Genomic DNA, 16,306 nt, shown 5'->3' on the forward strand with positions numbered 1-16,306 from the left:
AATCCACACCGAACCCGGAAGGCCCTCACCCGTTCAAGATCCCTCAGCCGAGATCTGGATCACCCGTCCACAACCTCCCCGGACAGAACACCTAGCGCACGCAAGATCCGCCACGATGCTTGAAGATGCTTGAAAACTCGCGCTATCTTGCAAAAATACGCGCACACTCGAAGGGTGGAGTACGCATATGAGCCATGTCGCACAGGAGTTGGCGAGCCAGCCGGAGTGCTGGACGCGGGCGGCGGAGCTCGCCGCGACCCGGGGCGGGGCGCTCCCGCCCCCCGGCGAGCGGGTGGCGTTCGTCGGCTGCGGCACCTCCCTGTTCATGAGCCAGGCGGCCGCGGCCCTGCGCGAGGGCGCGGGACAAGGAGAGTCGGACGCGTTCGCCGCCTCCGAGTTCCCCGTCGGACGCTCGTACGACCGGGTGGTCGCCCTCACCCGTTCGGGTACCACCACCGAGGTCCTCGAACTCCTCGGCCGGCTGCGCGGACGCGTCCGTACCACCGCGATCACCGCCGACCCCGCCACGCCCGTCATGACCGCGGCCGACGAGACCGTCGTCCTCGACTTCGCCGACGAGCGGTCCGTGGTCCAGACGCGATTCGCGACCACCGCGCTGACCCTCCTGCGCGCCGGTTGCGGCCAGCACACCGACGCCGTCGTGGACGACTGCCGCGGCGCGCTCGACGAACCGCTTCCCGAACGGCTCACGGCCGGTACGCAGTTCACCTTCCTCGGCCGCGGCTGGACCGTCGGCCTCGCCAACGAGGCCGCGCTCAAGGTGCGTGAGGCGTCGGCGTCCTGGGCGGAGGCGTACCCGGCCATGGAGTACCGGCACGGCCCCATCAGCGTCACCACCCGCGGCACCGTCACCTGGATGATCGGCGACCCGCCCGCCGGGCTCGCCGACGAGGTGCACGCCACCGGAGGGACGTGGGTCCCCGGCGGTCTGGACCCGCTCGCCGAACTCGTCCGCGCCCAGCGGCTCGCGGTGGCCCTGGCCGAGACACGGGGCCTGGACCCGGACAGCCCCCGCCACCTGACCCGTTCCGTCGTCCTCTCCGGAGCGTGACCCGTGCCGCTCGCCGAGACCGGCACGCTGGTCGCAGCGGCCGCCGCGGAACGCCGTGCCGTCGCCGCCTTCAACATCATCACGCTGGAGCACGCCGAAGCGGTGATCGCCGGCGCGGAGGCCGCCGGTTCCCCGGTGGTCCTCCAGATCAGCGAGAACGCCGTGAAGTACCGCTACGGCAGAGTCCGCCCGCTCGCCAGGGCCGCCGCCGAGGCGGCGGCCGAGGCCGGCGTGCCCGTCGCCCTGCACCTGGACCACGTCACGGGCGATCAGCTGCTCCGCCAGGCGGTCGACGCGGGGTTCAGCTCCGTGATGTACGACGCCGCCCACCTGCCGTACACGGAGAACCTGGCCGCGACCCGGTCCGCCGCCGAATGGGCACACGCCAACGGCCTCTGGATCGAGGCCGAGCTGGGGGAGGTCGGCGGCAAGGAGGGAGCCCCGCCGCTGGACGCCCACGCCCCCGGGGCCCGCACCGATCCCGAGGAGGCAAGCGCGTTCGTCGAGGGGACCGGAGTGGACGCGCTCGCGGTCGCCGTCGGCAGCTCGCACGCGATGACCGTCCGCACCGCCTCGCTGGACCACGGGCTCCTGGCCCGGCTCGCCGGGAAGCTGGACGTGCCGCTCGTGCTGCACGGCTCGTCGGGCGTACCGGACGGGGAACTGGCGGCCGCCGTGTCCGGAGGCATCGCCAAGGTCAACATCGGCACCGCCCTCAACCTCGCCATGACCTCCGCCATCCGTGACTACCTGGCCGCGAACGCCGACGCCGTGGACTCCCGGAAGTACCTGTCGGTCGGCCGCCGCGCGATGGCCGATACGGTCACCACGCTGATCTGCGTCCTGCGCGACGCCGGAGAGCCCGTCCCCGTCGCCTGAGAGGCACCCGGACACCGCCCCGCGAGGCGGTGTCCGGCCCGGGGCCCGTGTTGCTCCTCGACGTTCCCGCCGACACCCTCGGCCCAGTGCTCGTGCTGCCCGGCAGGCAGCGCGCGGTGCCGCGGACGCCCACACCGCAGGGCACGTCGGACACGCTCGACGGGCGAGATCCCCGCAGGCCGGATGCACCGCCTGGAGCAGCGCTGCCGGGCCGACCCGCGGAGAGGCCGTGCCGGAGCAGGCGTGGGAGCGATACGCCCCGGTCGCCGGAGCCGCCCGGCCCGGCCGCGCACGACCACCGACCGCTCGACCGCAAGGAACACCAGCTGCGCGTCGTACGGCGGGTCCGGTGAAATCCGGGGCGCACGGCCACCGGAACGGACCAACCGCGCGCGGACCCTCCCGGATTCGCCGCATGATCCAGGACACACTTTCCTCGCCATCCGTTCCCCGCGGGCGGCGGAGTGGGCTCGACGGAACGGACGCCCGGCGCAACGGGAACAGCGAGCCGCCCGCCGCCGAACCGAACCGACAGGATTCCCATGCCCCACATCACACCTCCGGCCCTCCGGCGGGGCGGCGCGCTCGCGCTCGCCTGTGCCGCGGCCGCCGCGCTGCTGACCGGCTGCACCTCCTCCGGTGACAAGGAGGGCTCCTCCTCCTCGACCGGAAAGCCGCTCGCCGGGCCCGAGAAGGCCGGTGCCGGCCTGGCCGTGCTCCGCGGCGACACGATCAGGAAGGCGCTCGTGACCGATACCGAGCTGCGTTCGTACCAGGCCCAGGAGATCAGCCCGCCGAACGTGCGGCCCAAGTCCGACCGGGAGGAGTGCCGGCCCCTCGCGGACATGACCGCCTCGGGCACGGCCCGTACGCCCGAGGCCGTCGACTTCGCCAGCCGTTCCTACGTCTCCACGGGGACGCCCGGCCTCACCACGACGGTCAGCCTCTTCTCGTACGAGGGCGACGACGCGCGGCGCACCTTCTCGGACGTCCGCAAGGCGCTCGCCACCTGCGGCGCCGGCTTCACCACTTCGGGAAACAGCGGCGGTACGTCGGTGAAGTACGTGGCCGTGAAGGAGGAGGAGGCGCCCGAGGGCGGCGACGAGGCCGTCTCCTGGAGGATGACCGGCACCGCACAGGGCTCCTCGATGCCCATGCAGATCACCGCCGTGCGGCAGGGGCGCAACGTGGCGGTGTTCTTCACGCTCAACCTCCTCGACCCGAAGAAGGCGGACCTTCCCGGGGACCTGCACGGCCGTCAGACCGCCAAGCTGGCGAAGGCCATCGAGTCGGCCGGCAGGTCCTGACCGGCGCGCGGCGGCCGCCTCCCGGCGCGGCACGTCCTGGGCGGGTCCGTCGGACCGCGGTGGGCCCGCCCAGGAGGGTCCGTCGGACATCGGCGGCCGACACGTCCTGCGTGCGCGCCTCGTGCCCCGGAACCCGCGCCTGGAATCCGGCCCGCCGCACGGTGAACACCGTTCGGCGGGCCGGGCGCGTGTCCGGGCGGCCCGTGCGCGCCGGACCAGCAGGGCTGCTTGCCGGTGGCCCGGTGCGCGTCCGGGACCGGCCCGGGCGGACCGGCCCGTCCGCGGGGAGTTCACTATGCGACATACCGCCACCGAAAGCCATCGAACCCCCGAACTCGTGTTGGCGGAAAGTGACGGGAGTTGCACAACTCGCGTTCGAAGATTGGCTGGTTGACCGTAGGATCTGGATGCCCCCCGGCGCCGGGGGAGCCCGTATGCGGTCTGGAAGGGACTCGTTCTGGCGTGGTCGCGTTATCCGGAAGCGTCGTGTCATGGTCGGGCTGCTGATCGCGGGGGGCGGCGGGGTCGCCGCCCTGGCGCTGCTGATGTGGGCGCTGTCCCTGCGCCGCAGGCTGCTCGCCGAACAGCGTGCACGGGAGCGGGCGGAAGCGCTCGCGGCCGCACGCGAGACCGAGATCGCCCACCTGGCCTCCGTCCGCGCCCCGGCCATCGCCGAACGGACGCGCACCGGCCGTCTCCTGGACGGCGTGCCCGGCCCCGTCGGTTCGGACGCGGAGCTGGGCGCCGCGTTCGCCACGGCCCTGGCCGCCGTCGTGACGGCCCTCGGCTCCGACGAGGCCGTACGCAGGGAGCGGGCCATGCGGGACTCCGTGCAGTCCGCCTTCGAGTCCGTCGCCCGCACCATGCACGCCATGGCGACCGTGCAGCAGCAGGTGCTGGACCACGTCGAACGGTCCATCGACGACCCCCGGTTGATGGCCGAGGTGATGAAGGCCGACCATGCGGCCGCCCGGATGACCCGCAAGGCCCAGACCCTCCTCGTGATGTGCGGCATCTGGCCCGCACGGCGGGAGAGCCGGCCCGTGTCCCTCTACGACTGTGTCCGCGGCGCCCAGTCGCGCATCCTGGAGTTCGGGCGGGTCGAGGTGCACGGCGGCCAGACCCTCCACGTCGTGCCGCCCGCCGTCGAGGGGCTGATGCACGCCGTCGCCGAACTCCTGGAGAACGCGACGGTGTTCTCCCCGTCCAGCACCCAGGTCGTGGTCACCGTCCGGGAGGTGGCCGCAGGTGCCGTCGTCGAGATCGACGACGCGGGCCTCGGGATGCCGCCGGACGTCCTGGCGCAGGCCACGGCACACCTCCACGACGACCCGGATCTGGCCCGGCTCGGCGCGGTGCCGCGCCTCGGACTGGCCTGCGCCGGCCGCTGGGGCCGCGAGCTCGGGTTCAGCGTGGAGCTGACATCAGCCTCCGCCTACGGCGGGACCCGTGCCGTCACGTTCGTACCCCACCGGCTGCTCACCGAGCCGCTGTCCCACCCCGCCCCGCCACGCCACGAGCCGGCGGCGGAACCGCGGGCACCCGGGCATGCGCCGTCGAGCCCGACGACCGTCGAGGGGGAGCCGCACCCCCAGCCGGACGGCCCGGACCCGGCGGTACGGGGCACGGCCGGCCCGGCAGCCGGCCTCCCGGCGCCGGGCGCCGGGCCGGCAACCGGTCCGGTGTCGCCGGGCGGCGGCCCTGCATCGGGTCTTCCGGTCCCGGGCGGCGGTCCGGCGTCCGGATCCCCGGCGCCCGGCGCCGGCCCGCGCGACGCTGGTCCGTCGCCCGCCGACGGCCCGGCGTCCCCGGCCGGCGGACTCCCACGGCGCCGCAGCAGGCGCGGCGGACGTGAACCGGGGACCGAGCAGGGCACCGGACGGAGCCACGGCGCGCAGTCGCCTCCTGCCCCCGGCACTCCTTGGACCCCCGAGGCGGCCCGCGCCTCGATCTCGGGCGTGGTGTCCGGGACACGCCGGGGCCGCGCCGCCCTGGAGAACGGCACGCCGCCACCCCGTGCGACCGATCGCGGACCCGACCACCGAACCGACCACGAGGGAGGCCGCCAGTGACCGGAGCCGTGACCAGGCTGCCCGACCTCGGCTGGATGCTGCGTCCGCTGACCGACGTCCCCGGAGTGCGACACGCCGTGGTGGTGTCCGAGGACGGGCTGCGGCTCGGCCACGCGTCCGCCGGGGACCTCACCGGACCGGTCGCCCTGCTCGGCGTCCCCGAGGCCGAGTCGCTCGCCGCGGCGTGCGCCGCGATGACGATGACCGGCCGGTCCACGGCCGCACTGCTGTTCGGTGGCGGTGCCGGAGTGCGTCAGCTGATGCTGGAGTCGGAGCACGGCTTCGTCCTGTTCACCCACGCCGGGGCCGGTGCCCACCTCGCCGTCGCCACCGGCACCGACGCCGATGTCGGCCTGGTGGCCCAGCAGATGCAGGTGCTGGTGGCGAGGATCGGCACCCATCTGAGCACCGGCCCGCGGGATCCGGCGGACCCGCCGTCATGACGGACGATCCGGAGGGCCGGACCACCACCCGTGCGGTGCGCCCCTACGTGATCACCGGCGGCCGCGCGGCCGCCGGCGGCGCGCCGCTGCCCTGGGAGACGCTGGTGACCGCCACGGGTACGGCCGCACCGGAGACCCTCCAGCCCGAGTACCGCGTGATCCTGACGCACTGCCAGGGGCTGCTGTCCGTCGCCGAGGTGGCGGCCCACCTGGGACAGCCGCCTTCGGTGGTGCAGGTGCTGCTCGCCGACCTCCTCGACTGGGGGCTCATCCTGACCCGTCCGCCGGTGCCCCGCGCCGAACGCGCCGACGTGACCACGCTGAGAAAGGTGCTGCATGGCCTCGAAAGCCGTCTCTGACGCCGGGGCCGGCGCCGCCGGGGCACCGGCCGCACGGCCGCCGCTCGGAACGGGGGCCGCCGCGGAGCCGTACCCGGGGACGGAACCCGGTGACAAGTACCTCGCACCGGGCGTCGCGGGCGCGGCCAAGCTCCTCGTCGTCGGCCCGCTCGGAGTCGGCAAGACGACGCTCATCGGAACCGTGTCCGAGATCAGGCCGCTGTCCACCGAAGCGATGATGACCCGGGCCGGCGCCCGCGTCGACACCCGGGGCGGGCGTACCAAGACGACCACGACCGTCGCCCTCGACTTCGGCCGGATCACGCTCGACGGCGACCTCGTGCTCTATCTCTTCGGAACCCCGGGGCAGCAGCGGTTCCTGCCGGCCTGGCGGGATCTGGCCAAAGGCGCGCTCGGCGCCCTCGCCCTCGTCGACACCCGCGATCCGGCGGCGTCCTTCGACGCCCTGGGCAATCTGGAGGACCTCGACCTTCCGTTCGCCGTGGCCGTCAACACCTTCCCCGGCAGCCCCGAGCACTCCGAGGACGATCTGCGCATCGCCCTCGACCTGCTGCCCAGCACTCCGCTGGTCCGCTGCGACGCCCGCGACGCGCGGTCCTCGGTGCTGGCACTGATCGCGCTCGTACGCCATCTCGTCCACGCCGCCACGGAATCCTCGTGACCACGGAATCCTCGTGACCAGGGAGTCCTCATGACCACCCCGCACGGCTACTCGCCGCCGCCCTCAGGCATCGGCGGACGGCGTCCCACCGCCACCGCGCTGTACGGGCCGCACCTCGACGGCGACGCGATGCCCGCGCTCTACGAGGAACTCCGCAGGAACCACGGCCCGGTGGCTCCCGTCACCGTCGCGCCGGGCATCGAGGCGTGGCTCGTGCTCGGCCATCGCGAGCTGCTCCGGCTCACCCGCGACGAACAGGACTTCTCCCACGACCCGCGCCGCTGGAGCCTGCTGCGCGAGGGCCGCGTGCCGCGGGACTCGCCGATCCTGCCGTTCGTCGGCTGGCGGCCCGCGCTGCTGTTCGCCGACGGCCAGCAGCACCGCCGGATGAGGGCCGCCGTCTCCGACGCCCTCGCGGGGATCGACGGACACGAACTGCGGCGAGGCGTACGGTCCGCCGCCGAGGAACTGATCGCTTCGTTCGCCGGGCGCCGCGAGGCCGACCTCGTACCCCACTACGCGCGCCGGCTTCCGCTGCAGGTCATCACGGCACTGCTCGGACTGGACGAGGGGACCGGCAGCCGGCTCGTCCACGCGATCTCCGGCCTGGCCGCCGCGACGGCCGACTCCGGCAGGGCGAGCAGGCGGATCAACGCGATCCTCCTGGCCCTGATCGACCGGAAGCGGAACCGGCCCGGGGACGACATCACCTCGGCCCTGCTCCACCACCCGGCGCGGCTCACCGACGACGAGGTGCTGCACAACCTCGTGGTGATGTTCGTCGCCGGCCATCAGACCACCGTCAACTGGATCGCCACGACCCTGCGCCTGCTGCTCTGCGACCCGGCGCTCCGCTCCTCGCTGACGGGGGGTCACCTCAGTGTCGACGACGCGCTCGACCTCGTGCTGTGGCGCTTCCCGCCGACGCAGAACTTCCCGGCCCGCTACGCAACCCGCGATCTCCGTTTCGGAGGCCAGTCCATCCGGGCGGGCGACATGCTGATCCTCGGGCTCGCCGCCGCCAACGCCGACCCGGCGGTGCTGCCCCCGGGCGGCCCGGTCACCGGCAACCGCTCCCACCTGGCGTTCGGCGCGGGACCGCACACGTGCCCGGCGCAGGACCCGGCCCGGCTGATCACCCGAACCGCAGTGGACACCATCCGGCACCGACTGCCCGACATGGAGCTGGCCGTGGACGAGTCGGAGCTGGCCTGGGTCTCGTCGCCCTGGAGCAAGGGGCCGGCCGCCCTCCCGGTCCGCTTCACCGATCCTCAGCTGCCCCGGACCCCGCGACCGGACGAGCCGGCCCGTACCGCCGGCCCCGGCCATCCGGCCGCCCCACAGACAGGAGAGGCCCGTTGAGCACCTCACCGAGCACCCCGCACCGGATGGACCCGGCCGGTGGCTGCCCGCACGCCGACAACGCACGGTTGCTGGCGCGGGGGGCGGTGGCTCCCGTCGTCCTCCCCGGTGGCGTGGCGGCCATGGCCGTCCTGGGCCACGACGCGCTCAGGGAGTTCCTGGCCCACCCCGATGTCGCCAAGGGCGCCGAGCACTTCACCGAGCTGCGGGAGGGCCGGATCGCCGACGGCTGGCCGCTGAAGACCTTCGCCACGGTACGGGGGATGACCACGGCCGACGGGGACGACCACCGCAGGCTGAGGTCGCTGGTGAGCAAGGCGTTCACCGCACGGCGGGTCGCGGAACTGCGCCCCCGTGTCGAGACGGTCACGGCGGAGCTGCTGGACGGCCTCGGCCGGGCGGCTGCGGAGCACGGCGGCGTCGCCGATCTTCGCCGGCACTTCGCCATGCCGTTGCCCATGGGCGTGATCTGCGGACTGCTGGGCGTGCACGCCCAGCACCAGCAGCGGCTGCACCACCTCTCGAACCAGGTCGTCGCCACCGACATCGGACCCGAGGAGGCGATGGCCGCCAACCGGGAGCTGGTCGACGTGCTCCGCGCCGTGGCCGCCGCGCGGGCGAAGGACCCGGGCGACGATCTCACCAGCGCGCTGATCGCCGCACGTGAGGAGGACGGCGACCGGCTCAGTGGGCACGAACTCATCGGCACCCTGCTGCTGATGATCGTCGCGGGCCACGAGACGACACTGAACCTGATCACCAACGCGGTCCGTGCGCTGTGCGCACACCGCGACCAGCTGGAGCTGGTCCGCTCCGGCGGCGCGACCTGGGCGGACGTCGTCGAGGAGACTTTGCGCTGGGACAGCCCGGTGAGCTTCTTCCCGTTCCGCTACCCGACACGGGACCTGACCCTGGGCGGCACGGTCATCCCGAAGGGCACCCCGGTCCTCGCCGGATACTCCGCCGCCGGACGGGACCCGGCCGCGTACGGGCCGGACGCGGACCGCTTCGACGTCACCCGGGCGTCCGCGTCACGTCACCTCTCCCTCGGTCACGGTCCGCACTACTGCATCGGGGCACCGCTGGCCCGTATGGAGGCCACCATCGCCCTGGAGCGGTTGTTCACCCGGTTCCCCGGGCTGGACCTGGCCGTACCGGAGCCTGAACTGGCCCGGCACGCCAGCTTCGTGGGGAACAGCGTCCGGGAGCTCCCGGTACGACCCCTGGCCTAGACTCGGGCTGCTTCCGTGGCCCCGGGCGGCGCCTCACCCGTACGGAGCAGGCCGACCGGCCCCGTCACCGGGGTCCGGCGCAGGCTGGAGTGGTACCGGGCACCGCAAGAGCTTCGGCGTCGAAGGACAGGGAGTCATCATGGCCGGACGGTTCGAGGGGACGGTCGTGATCGACCGCCCGGTCGACGAGGTGTTCGCCTTCCTCGCGGACGGCGAGAACGACCGGGAGTTCAGCCCGCGGGTGCAGGAGATGACCAGGGTCACCGACGGCCCGACGGGCGTGGGCACCGTCTACCGCAGCAGGGTCAAGGACGCTGGGATGACCACCTCGCGCGAGTTCCGGATCAGCGAGTTCGAGCCGCCGCGCCGGATGCGCTGGACGGAGGTCTCGAAGAACCTGGTGACGGTCCCCGAGGGCGGTTACGACCTGGAGGCCGTCGACGCAGGGCGGACCAGGCTCACTGTGTTCAACACCCTGGAGGGCCACGGCCTCGGCAAACTGCTCGTCGGACTCGCGCTGAGCGCGGCGCGCAAGGACGCGGACGACTTCGCACGGCGCATCAAGGCGGCGGTCGAGGCGCCCTGAGAGCGCGCAGGCCGGCCCGTTCGTGGTGAACCACGGTCGGGTGCGGCGGGTCCGTTCGCGTGATCCATCGCCGGGTGCGGCAGGTCCGTGACGGGTGTTCGGCGGACGCGCGGTGAGCGGCCGGTCGTGCACGGCCGTACGGCGCACCGGCGCACCGCGTCCGCCGTGGGACGCGTGCCGGCGCCGCGTGCCCGGGACGCGCTCCTCCCGGGGGCCGCCCGGCCCGCCCGCCCGGCGTGCCCGGGACGCGCGTGTCGGAAGGCACGCTCCCCGACGCATACGCGTCGCGGTGCCGCCGCGCCCGCTCGGCCGACTCGCCGTGAGGTGCACCGCACGGACGCCCACCAGGGCGGGTCCGGGCCACGACCGCCGGCGGGCGGGTCCGGACGCGCACGTCCGACGAGGGCGGCCCCCGGCGATCCCGGCCGGGCACGGCTCCGCGCTTCCGGCGTCCCGCCCTCGCGCTGGGACTCAGCCGCCGGCGGCGGGCGACGAGTCGAGACGCAGCCGCAACTGCTTCTCGCCGTCCCCCGAGACCGCGTGCTCCACCTCGACCACGAAACCCGTGGTCATGGCGTGTGCGAGTCGGTCGACCGCCGCGTACGAACCCGACAGCTCGGCTCCCACCGGCCGGTGCAGGGCCGTGGCCGCCACCGGGCCGGCGGTGTCGGCGCGAGCCACGTCGTAGGTCGCCGACCAGATCGTCGGATGGCCGCCCCGGCCCTCCTGGTGGGGGTGCTCCTCGGCATCCCGGTCGCAGGGGTAGGCCGCGAGCAGCGCGGCGAAGACGGCGTCGGCGTCCTCGGGTGCGCCGGTGAGCTGTACCGATACTTCCTCGTGCCTGTCGATGACGGCCATGGTGATCCCCGTCCTCTCTCACGCTCGGGCGTCCCCCTCCAAGGTCGCACCTCCCGGCCGGGACGGCACACGGCCGGACGCGGCGGGGGCGCTGCCGCTCGGTCCGTGCGGGCGCCGGACGGGTGGGGGACGGGCGCCGGACGGTTGGGCGACGGGCGTCCGATGGGGGAGCAGCCCTCCTCCAGGTCGCAGAGGCCCTGCGACCAGAGCCACGCGGACACCCGGCTCCCGAATCGGCGAAGGGTCGTGCAGCCGAGGCGGCCGCGCCGATCCGATTCCGTAGCGCCGGCCGATCCGATCCCGTAGCGACGTGAGCCGTGACTCGTCCCCGCGAGTGCCCCGTGGACCGTCCGGAGCCACGCGGAGCAGGTCCGCTCGTGGCCCGGACACGCCCCCGACCGCATCGTGCCCGCGGCCTCCCCGCTCCGCTCAGTCCGCGCCCGGAAGTTCCCCGGTCCGCGCCCAGTGCAGCACCTCGTCCACGCCTCGGGTGTTGACCACGCGCGACTTCGGCACCCCGCACTCCTCGGCCCGGGCACAGCCGTTGATCTGCCAGTCGAGCTGGCCCGGAGCGTGGGCGTCGGTGTCGATCGCGAAGAGCACGCCCGCCTCCACCGCGCGCCGCAGCAGCGGGCGCGGCGGATCCAGCCGGTCCGGGCGGCAGTTGATCTCCAGCGCCGTGCCGGTCTCGGCGCACGCCGCGAACACCTCGTCCGCGTCGAACTCCGACTCCGGCCGTCCGCGCCCTCCGTCACGCCCTTTCAGCAGGCGTCCCGTGCAGTGCCCGAGGACGTCGACGAGCGGATTGGTCACCGCGGCGACCATCCGCCGCGTCATCGGCCGTGCCTCCATGCGGAGTTTGGAGTGCACGGACGCGACCACCACGTCCAGCCGGTCGAGCAGCTCAGGCTCCTGGTCGAGCGAGCCGTCGGGCAGGATGTCGCACTCGATGCCGGTGAGCAGCCGGAACGGCTGCCACGTCCGGTTGAGTTCGGCGACCGTGTCCAGTTGATCGCGCAGCCGCTCCGGACTGAGCCCGCGCGCCACCGTGAGCCTGGGGGAGTGGTCGGTGAGCACGGCCCACTCGTGGCCGAGGGCGGCCGCCGCGCGCCCCATCACCTCGATGGGGCTTCCGCCGTCGGACCAGTCCGAGTGGAGATGGCAGTCCCCGCGGAGCGCCGCGCGCAGCCGCGCTCCCGGGGCGTTCTCGTCGTGCCGCGCGCCCGTATCGTCCTCCAGGCGCCGCAGATACGCAGGCACCTGTCCGGCCAGGGCTTCCCTCACGACCTGGGCGGTCTTGGGCCCGAGGCCCCGTACCGACTCCAGTGAGCCGTCCGCGGCCCGTCCGGTGACCTCGTCCTCGCCCAGGGCCGTGACCGCCGCCGACGCCGTGCGGAAGGCACGCACCCGGTACGTGGGGGCGCCGGACCGCTCCAGCAGGAAGGCGATCCGGTCCAGTGCCTCCACCGGGTCCATGGCCGGGGACCGCTAGCAGGCGCCGCGGGAGCGGGCCGCGACCGCCGACTCGTGGGCGCCGGTGCCCTGCGCCGGGCGGCCGCCCAGGTGTACTGCCCCGTGGTGCGCCGTCATCACGCCACCCTTCCTCGATGGTCCGCTCCCACCGTGCTCCCGCGGTACGTCACGAGCGACCGACGAACTTCCGCGCCAGTCTGTCGCCCAGCGTCACCGCGGCCCGGTGGGATTCGATGGGGGTGACCTTGGAATCCCGGAACAGGATGTACGTCACGCCGGAGTTGACGCCTCCGGTGGCCGGATCGGGGTCTATGCCCAGCGCCCGCGCGGTGGCGTGCGACGCCTCGCCGATGAGGTCGGTCGGTCCGGCGTCGCCGACGACCGCGTACACCAGCCGGTTGCGGTGGATGACGGCGGCGACGGTACCCCCGCGGATGCGCGAGTAGTTGTAGTCCCACAGCGGACTCGCCGCCGGTACGACGATGAACGGGAGGTCGGCCGAGTCCAGCGGGTACCCCTCCGAGTCCCAGTACGCGGTCTCGGGCTGCCAGTACTCGTCGGTGTCGGGGTTGCACTCCGGGCTGCTCAGCCCGTCGCAGTCGATGTCGAGGTCCGCCTTCCAGAAGACCACCGAACTGGTGCCGCACACCGGTATGGACTCCTCCTGGTCGGCGTCGGTGCGGAAGAGCCCGTCGGATATCTGTGTGCAGCTCCTGACCTTGGCCAGGAGTTCGCGGGCGGTCACGGAGCCCTCGTAGCCGGGGCGGGCGGTGGCGGTGGCGGGCAGGACGGCCGCGACGAGCAGTGCCGCACCGCACGCGGCGACGGTCTTGAAGCAAGGGGACACGGGCTGTTTCCTCCGGTTCGGGGGCGGCGGCCGCGTTCAGCGGCCGCCGCGTATGTGGTGGGCAAGCCGGTCCAGGAAGATCCGCTGGCCGGGGACGAGCAGCTCCGCCGCGCGTTCCAGGGGGAACCAGCCGACCCGGTCGACCTCCGGGAACTCCGTCGGCACACCGGACCGCGGCGGCCACTCCATCGTGAAGGTGCCGGGCACCACGCAACGGGGATCGAGGTCGCCCTCGACCGCCCACACCGTGACGGTCTTGCCGCCCGGCTGGCGGCTCTCACCGAGGGCGATGCGCTCGCCGTCCGGGGCGGGCAGTCCGAGTTCCTCCTCGAACTCCCGCCGCGTCGCCGCCTCCGGCTGCTCCTCCGGGCCGTACTCGCCCTTGGGGATTGACCACGCGCCCTCGTCCCTGGCGGCCCAGTAGGGGCCTCCCATGTGCCCGATCAGCACCTCGAGATCCGTCGCGGCGCCCCGGAACAGCAGGAGGCCGGCGCTTCGCTTGCCCGACATGCCGCCGAGTCTGCGGGGGGCCGACGGCCGCCGCCATCGGACCTCGGGGCCGCCGGCCGCCGGGTGAACGTCATCAGCCGGGTTCACTCCTGGGAGTGGGCCGGTCCGGCCGGAGCAAGGGCGTCTAGCCCAGGAGAGTGGACAGGTCGACGCTCTCGTCGGCGGGGGGCGTCGCCGTCGGGACGGGCTCGTCGTAGTCCGAGAAGTCGACGGTCGCCTTCGCCGCACCGGCGCTCGTCACCACCAGGCGCACCGGGTACGGCTCGCCCTCGGTGGCGACGTACAGAGTGATCGTCCGGCCGGCCAGATTGCCCGACAGCGGGATGGCGTCGACCCCGTCGACCTTGGTCTTCGTACCCTTGGTGAGGTCGACGTCGCTGGTGGGGACGCCGGTGAGGCGGTCGACGAACGTGTCGAGGTCGCAGACCTGGGTCATGCCCTTGAGCAGTCCGTTGTCCGTCGTGCCGCGCAGATAGCGGTCCCCTACGAGCTCCTTGACCGTGTCGCCGCCGCCCGGCACCTGGTTCTTCCAGAACGCCGCGTCCGGCTTCATCCACACCGTCCCGCCCCGCTTGATGATCTCCACGGAGCCCTCGTCGCCCATGCTGACCGTGCCGGCGCAGTTGCCCGAGCGGTCGAGGGCGAGATCCAGCTCGCTCGGCGAGCCCGGCTCGCGCAGGTCGCCCTTGCTGGTGATGTGCACCGACTCGGCGCCGAGCAGCGCCTCACGGGCCCTCTCCGCGATCTGCCGGGCCGTGAGCGTCTCGATGTCGTCGCCCGCGTACGCCGTGCCGCCGGCCGCCAGTGCGACCGCGAGCAACGCCGCGGACGACACCCGTGTCCAGCCCCTGCTCCCGCTGCTGCGGCGAAGTGCGCTCACGATCGCCTCCCGGTGACGCGACCGGCCGGGGTGATCCGCCGCTCCCGAGCCTACGCCGCGGGGGCACCGGCTGCCCGTTCGGGTGAACCGCGGGCGATTGGGGCGGGTGGCGAGCCCGGCGGTTGCGAGGGGCGGCCGGCCCGGCCGGTCGCGTTGCGCCGCCGCTCCCGGCACGGCAGGGTCGTAAGTGCGGCCGAAGGAGGACACAGCCATGGCCATCGCCAGTGTGAATCCCGCGACCGGCGAGACGCTCAAGACCTTCGAAGCCATCGGCCCCGAGGAGATCGAGAACCGCCTGGCCGCCGCCCACGCGACCTTCCGTGCGTACCGCACGACCTCGTTCTCCGAGCGTTCCCGGCTCCTGAAGCGGGCCGCCTCGCTGCTGGAGGAGGACCAGGAGGACATCGCCCGCACCATGACGAGCGAGATGGGCAAGCCGCTGACTGCCGCGAGGGCCGAGGCGGCGAAGTGCGTGAAGGCGATGCGCTGGTACGCCGACCACGCCGAGGAACTGCTGGCCGACGAGCACCCTTCGGACGACGACGTGAAGGACTCGGGTGCCTCCGGTGTCACGGTCCGCTACCGCCCCCTGGGCGTGGTGCTCGCCGTGATGCCCTGGAACTTCCCGCTCTGGCAGGTCGTGCGGTTCGCGGCACCCGCACTGATGGCCGGCAACACCGGACTGCTCAAGCACGCGTCGAACGTCCCGCAGACCGCCCTCTACCTGGGCGATCTCTTCCACCGGGCCGGATTCCCGGACGGGTGCTTCCAGACCCTGCTCGTCGGCGCGGGCGCGATCGAGGGCGTACTGCGCGATCCGCGGGTGGCAGCGGCGACGCTCACCGGCAGCGAGCCGGCCGGGCGGTCCGTCGCCGCGATCGCCGGTGACGAGGTCAAGAAGACCGTCCTGGAGCTCGGGGGAAGTGATCCGTACGTGGTCATGCCGTCCGCCGACGTGGACCGGGCCGCGCGGGTCGCCGTCACCGCCCGGGTCCAGAACAACGGGCAGTCGTGCATCGCGGCCAAGCGGTTCATCGTCCACGAGGACGTCCACGACGCCTTCACCGAGCGCTTCACCGCCCGGATGGAGGCACTCGCCGTGGGCGACCCCATGGACGAGTCCACCGACGTCGGGCCGCTGGCCACCGAGCAGGGCCGCGCCGACCTCGAGGAACTGGTCGACGACGCGGTACGGCTCGGCGCGCAGGTGCTGTGCGGCGCCGGTCGCCCGGGGGAACGGCCGGCCGGCTGGTACTACCTGCCGACGGTCCTCGCGGGGATCACCCCGGAGATGCGGATCCACCACGAGGAGGCCTTCGGCCCCGTCGCGACCGTCTACCGCGTCTCCGACCTGGACGAGGCCGTGAGCGTCGCCAACGACTCGCCCTTCGGGCTGAGTTCGAACGTCTGGACCCGGGACGCGAGCGACATGGAGCGGTTCGTCCAGGACGTGGAGGCTGGTGGGATCTTCTTCAACGGCATGACCGCCTCTCATCCGGCGATGCCCTTCGGCGGCGCGAAGCGGTCCGGCTACGGGCGAGAGCTGTCCGACCACGGGATCAAGGAGTTCTGCAACATCACGACCGTATGGACCGCCGCCTGAGGCGAGCACGGCCTCGCTCAGGGGTCCGGGAGCCTGCGCCCGTCGTGCGACCCGGACGGGCGGGACGGTCCTCGGGCCGCCGCCACCCGCAACCGCGCCTCGTCCTGCCGTGCGACTCGATGTACGCCGCGGCTCCCTTCGTCAGCGGAACCCTCGTGTGGA

General features: G+C 73.5%; 16 protein-coding genes. 11 read left to right on the forward strand and 5 right to left on the reverse strand.

Annotated elements, in window-relative coordinates; genetic code table 11:
- Positions 1 to 187: 187 nt before the first annotated feature.
- From AB0J10_RS20180 to AB0J10_RS20225, 10 genes are all read left to right on the forward strand, one after another.
- On the forward strand, positions 188 to 1,072 hold the full coding sequence (locus AB0J10_RS20180; RefSeq protein WP_363063406.1) for a sugar isomerase: 885 nt from the start codon (positions 188 to 190) through the stop codon (positions 1,070 to 1,072).
- Positions 1,073 to 1,075: 3 nt separating this feature from the next.
- A complete protein-coding gene (locus AB0J10_RS20185) occupies positions 1,076 to 1,951 on the forward strand; it encodes a class II fructose-bisphosphate aldolase (protein WP_363063408.1) in 876 nt (291 codons plus the stop codon).
- A 542-nt stretch (positions 1,952 to 2,493) separates the two neighbouring features.
- Positions 2,494 to 3,258 carry a hypothetical protein gene (locus AB0J10_RS20190; protein ID WP_363063410.1) on the forward strand — a complete coding sequence of 255 codons (765 nt, stop codon included), beginning with the start codon at positions 2,494 to 2,496 and terminating at the stop codon, positions 3,256 to 3,258.
- Positions 3,259 to 3,749: 491 nt separating this feature from the next.
- Positions 3,750 to 5,330: an ATP-binding protein gene (locus AB0J10_RS20195; protein WP_363063412.1), complete on the forward strand. Its 1,581-nt coding sequence runs from the start codon at positions 3,750 to 3,752 to the stop codon at positions 5,328 to 5,330.
- Entirely contained in the window at positions 5,327 to 5,773 is a 447-nt protein-coding gene (locus AB0J10_RS20200; protein ID WP_363063414.1) for a roadblock/LC7 domain-containing protein, read from the forward strand. The genes AB0J10_RS20195 and AB0J10_RS20200 overlap by 4 nt, the downstream gene beginning before the upstream one ends.
- Positions 5,770 to 6,132, forward strand: coding sequence for a DUF742 domain-containing protein (locus AB0J10_RS20205; protein WP_363063416.1), 363 nt, complete (start codon positions 5,770 to 5,772; stop codon positions 6,130 to 6,132). The genes AB0J10_RS20200 and AB0J10_RS20205 overlap by 4 nt, the downstream gene beginning before the upstream one ends.
- Positions 6,110 to 6,793 carry an ATP/GTP-binding protein gene (locus AB0J10_RS20210; protein WP_363063418.1) on the forward strand — a complete coding sequence of 228 codons (684 nt, stop codon included), beginning with the start codon at positions 6,110 to 6,112 and terminating at the stop codon, positions 6,791 to 6,793. The genes AB0J10_RS20205 and AB0J10_RS20210 overlap by 23 nt, the downstream gene beginning before the upstream one ends.
- 30 nt (positions 6,794 to 6,823) lie before the next feature.
- Positions 6,824 to 8,155 (forward strand): cytochrome P450, encoded by a 1,332-nt coding sequence (locus tag AB0J10_RS20215; protein WP_363063420.1) that lies wholly within the window; start codon positions 6,824 to 6,826, stop codon positions 8,153 to 8,155.
- Positions 8,156 to 8,181: 26 nt separating this feature from the next.
- Positions 8,182 to 9,387, forward strand: a complete 1,206-nt coding sequence (locus tag AB0J10_RS20220) for a cytochrome P450 (protein ID WP_363063651.1) — start codon at positions 8,182 to 8,184, stop codon at positions 9,385 to 9,387.
- Positions 9,388 to 9,526: 139 nt separating this feature from the next.
- On the forward strand, positions 9,527 to 9,973 hold the full coding sequence (locus tag AB0J10_RS20225) for an SRPBCC family protein (protein WP_363063422.1): 447 nt from the start codon (positions 9,527 to 9,529) through the stop codon (positions 9,971 to 9,973).
- A gap of 471 nt (positions 9,974 to 10,444) precedes the next feature.
- On the opposite strand, the gene AB0J10_RS20230 is transcribed toward AB0J10_RS20225, so the two are convergent.
- The 5 genes from AB0J10_RS20230 to AB0J10_RS20250 form a co-directional block, all read right to left on the reverse strand.
- Positions 10,445 to 10,831: a hypothetical protein gene (locus AB0J10_RS20230; protein ID WP_363063424.1), complete on the reverse strand. Its 387-nt coding sequence runs from the start codon at positions 10,829 to 10,831 to the stop codon at positions 10,445 to 10,447.
- A 429-nt stretch (positions 10,832 to 11,260) separates the two neighbouring features.
- On the reverse strand, positions 11,261 to 12,307 hold the full coding sequence (locus AB0J10_RS20235) for a PHP domain-containing protein (protein WP_363063426.1): 1,047 nt from the start codon (positions 12,305 to 12,307) through the stop codon (positions 11,261 to 11,263).
- A gap of 163 nt (positions 12,308 to 12,470) precedes the next feature.
- On the reverse strand, positions 12,471 to 13,151 hold the full coding sequence (locus tag AB0J10_RS20240) for a glycoside hydrolase family 75 protein (RefSeq protein WP_363063428.1): 681 nt from the start codon (positions 13,149 to 13,151) through the stop codon (positions 12,471 to 12,473).
- A gap of 36 nt (positions 13,152 to 13,187) precedes the next feature.
- Positions 13,188 to 13,661 (reverse strand): NUDIX domain-containing protein, encoded by a 474-nt coding sequence (locus tag AB0J10_RS20245; protein WP_363063430.1) that lies wholly within the window; start codon positions 13,659 to 13,661, stop codon positions 13,188 to 13,190.
- Positions 13,662 to 13,785: 124 nt separating this feature from the next.
- A complete protein-coding gene (locus AB0J10_RS20250) occupies positions 13,786 to 14,541 on the reverse strand; it encodes a hypothetical protein (protein WP_363063432.1) in 756 nt (251 codons plus the stop codon).
- A 211-nt stretch (positions 14,542 to 14,752) separates the two neighbouring features.
- On the opposite strand from AB0J10_RS20250, the gene AB0J10_RS20255 reads away from it, so the two are divergent.
- Positions 14,753 to 16,144 carry an NADP-dependent succinic semialdehyde dehydrogenase gene (locus AB0J10_RS20255; protein WP_363063434.1) on the forward strand — a complete coding sequence of 464 codons (1,392 nt, stop codon included), beginning with the start codon at positions 14,753 to 14,755 and terminating at the stop codon, positions 16,142 to 16,144.
- Positions 16,145 to 16,306: the final 162 nt, after the last annotated feature.

The organism is Streptomyces sp. NPDC049887 (assembly GCF_040656535.1).
Lineage (GTDB): Bacteria > Actinomycetota > Actinomycetes > Streptomycetales > Streptomycetaceae > Streptomyces.

Coding starts and splice junctions, on each gene's coding strand:
- AB0J10_RS20210 (WP_363063418.1), top strand. CDS start 6,110: ATGGCCTCGAAAGCCGTCTCTGACGCCGGGGCCGGCGCCGCCGGGGCA.
- AB0J10_RS20245 (WP_363063430.1), bottom strand. CDS start 13,661: ATGTCGGGCAAGCGAAGCGCCGGCCTCCTGCTGTTCCGGGGCGCCGCG.
- AB0J10_RS20255 (WP_363063434.1), top strand. CDS start 14,753: ATGGCCATCGCCAGTGTGAATCCCGCGACCGGCGAGACGCTCAAGACC.
- AB0J10_RS20235 (WP_363063426.1), bottom strand. CDS start 12,307: ATGGACCCGGTGGAGGCACTGGACCGGATCGCCTTCCTGCTGGAGCGG.
- AB0J10_RS20225 (WP_363063422.1), top strand. CDS start 9,527: ATGGCCGGACGGTTCGAGGGGACGGTCGTGATCGACCGCCCGGTCGAC.
- AB0J10_RS20180 (WP_363063406.1), top strand. CDS start 188: ATGAGCCATGTCGCACAGGAGTTGGCGAGCCAGCCGGAGTGCTGGACG.
- AB0J10_RS20190 (WP_363063410.1), top strand. CDS start 2,494: ATGCCCCACATCACACCTCCGGCCCTCCGGCGGGGCGGCGCGCTCGCG.
- AB0J10_RS20230 (WP_363063424.1), bottom strand. CDS start 10,831: ATGGCCGTCATCGACAGGCACGAGGAAGTATCGGTACAGCTCACCGGC.
- AB0J10_RS20220 (WP_363063651.1), top strand. CDS start 8,182: ATGGACCCGGCCGGTGGCTGCCCGCACGCCGACAACGCACGGTTGCTG.
- AB0J10_RS20205 (WP_363063416.1), top strand. CDS start 5,770: ATGACGGACGATCCGGAGGGCCGGACCACCACCCGTGCGGTGCGCCCC.
- AB0J10_RS20195 (WP_363063412.1), top strand. CDS start 3,750: ATGGTCGGGCTGCTGATCGCGGGGGGCGGCGGGGTCGCCGCCCTGGCG.
- AB0J10_RS20215 (WP_363063420.1), top strand. CDS start 6,824: ATGACCACCCCGCACGGCTACTCGCCGCCGCCCTCAGGCATCGGCGGA.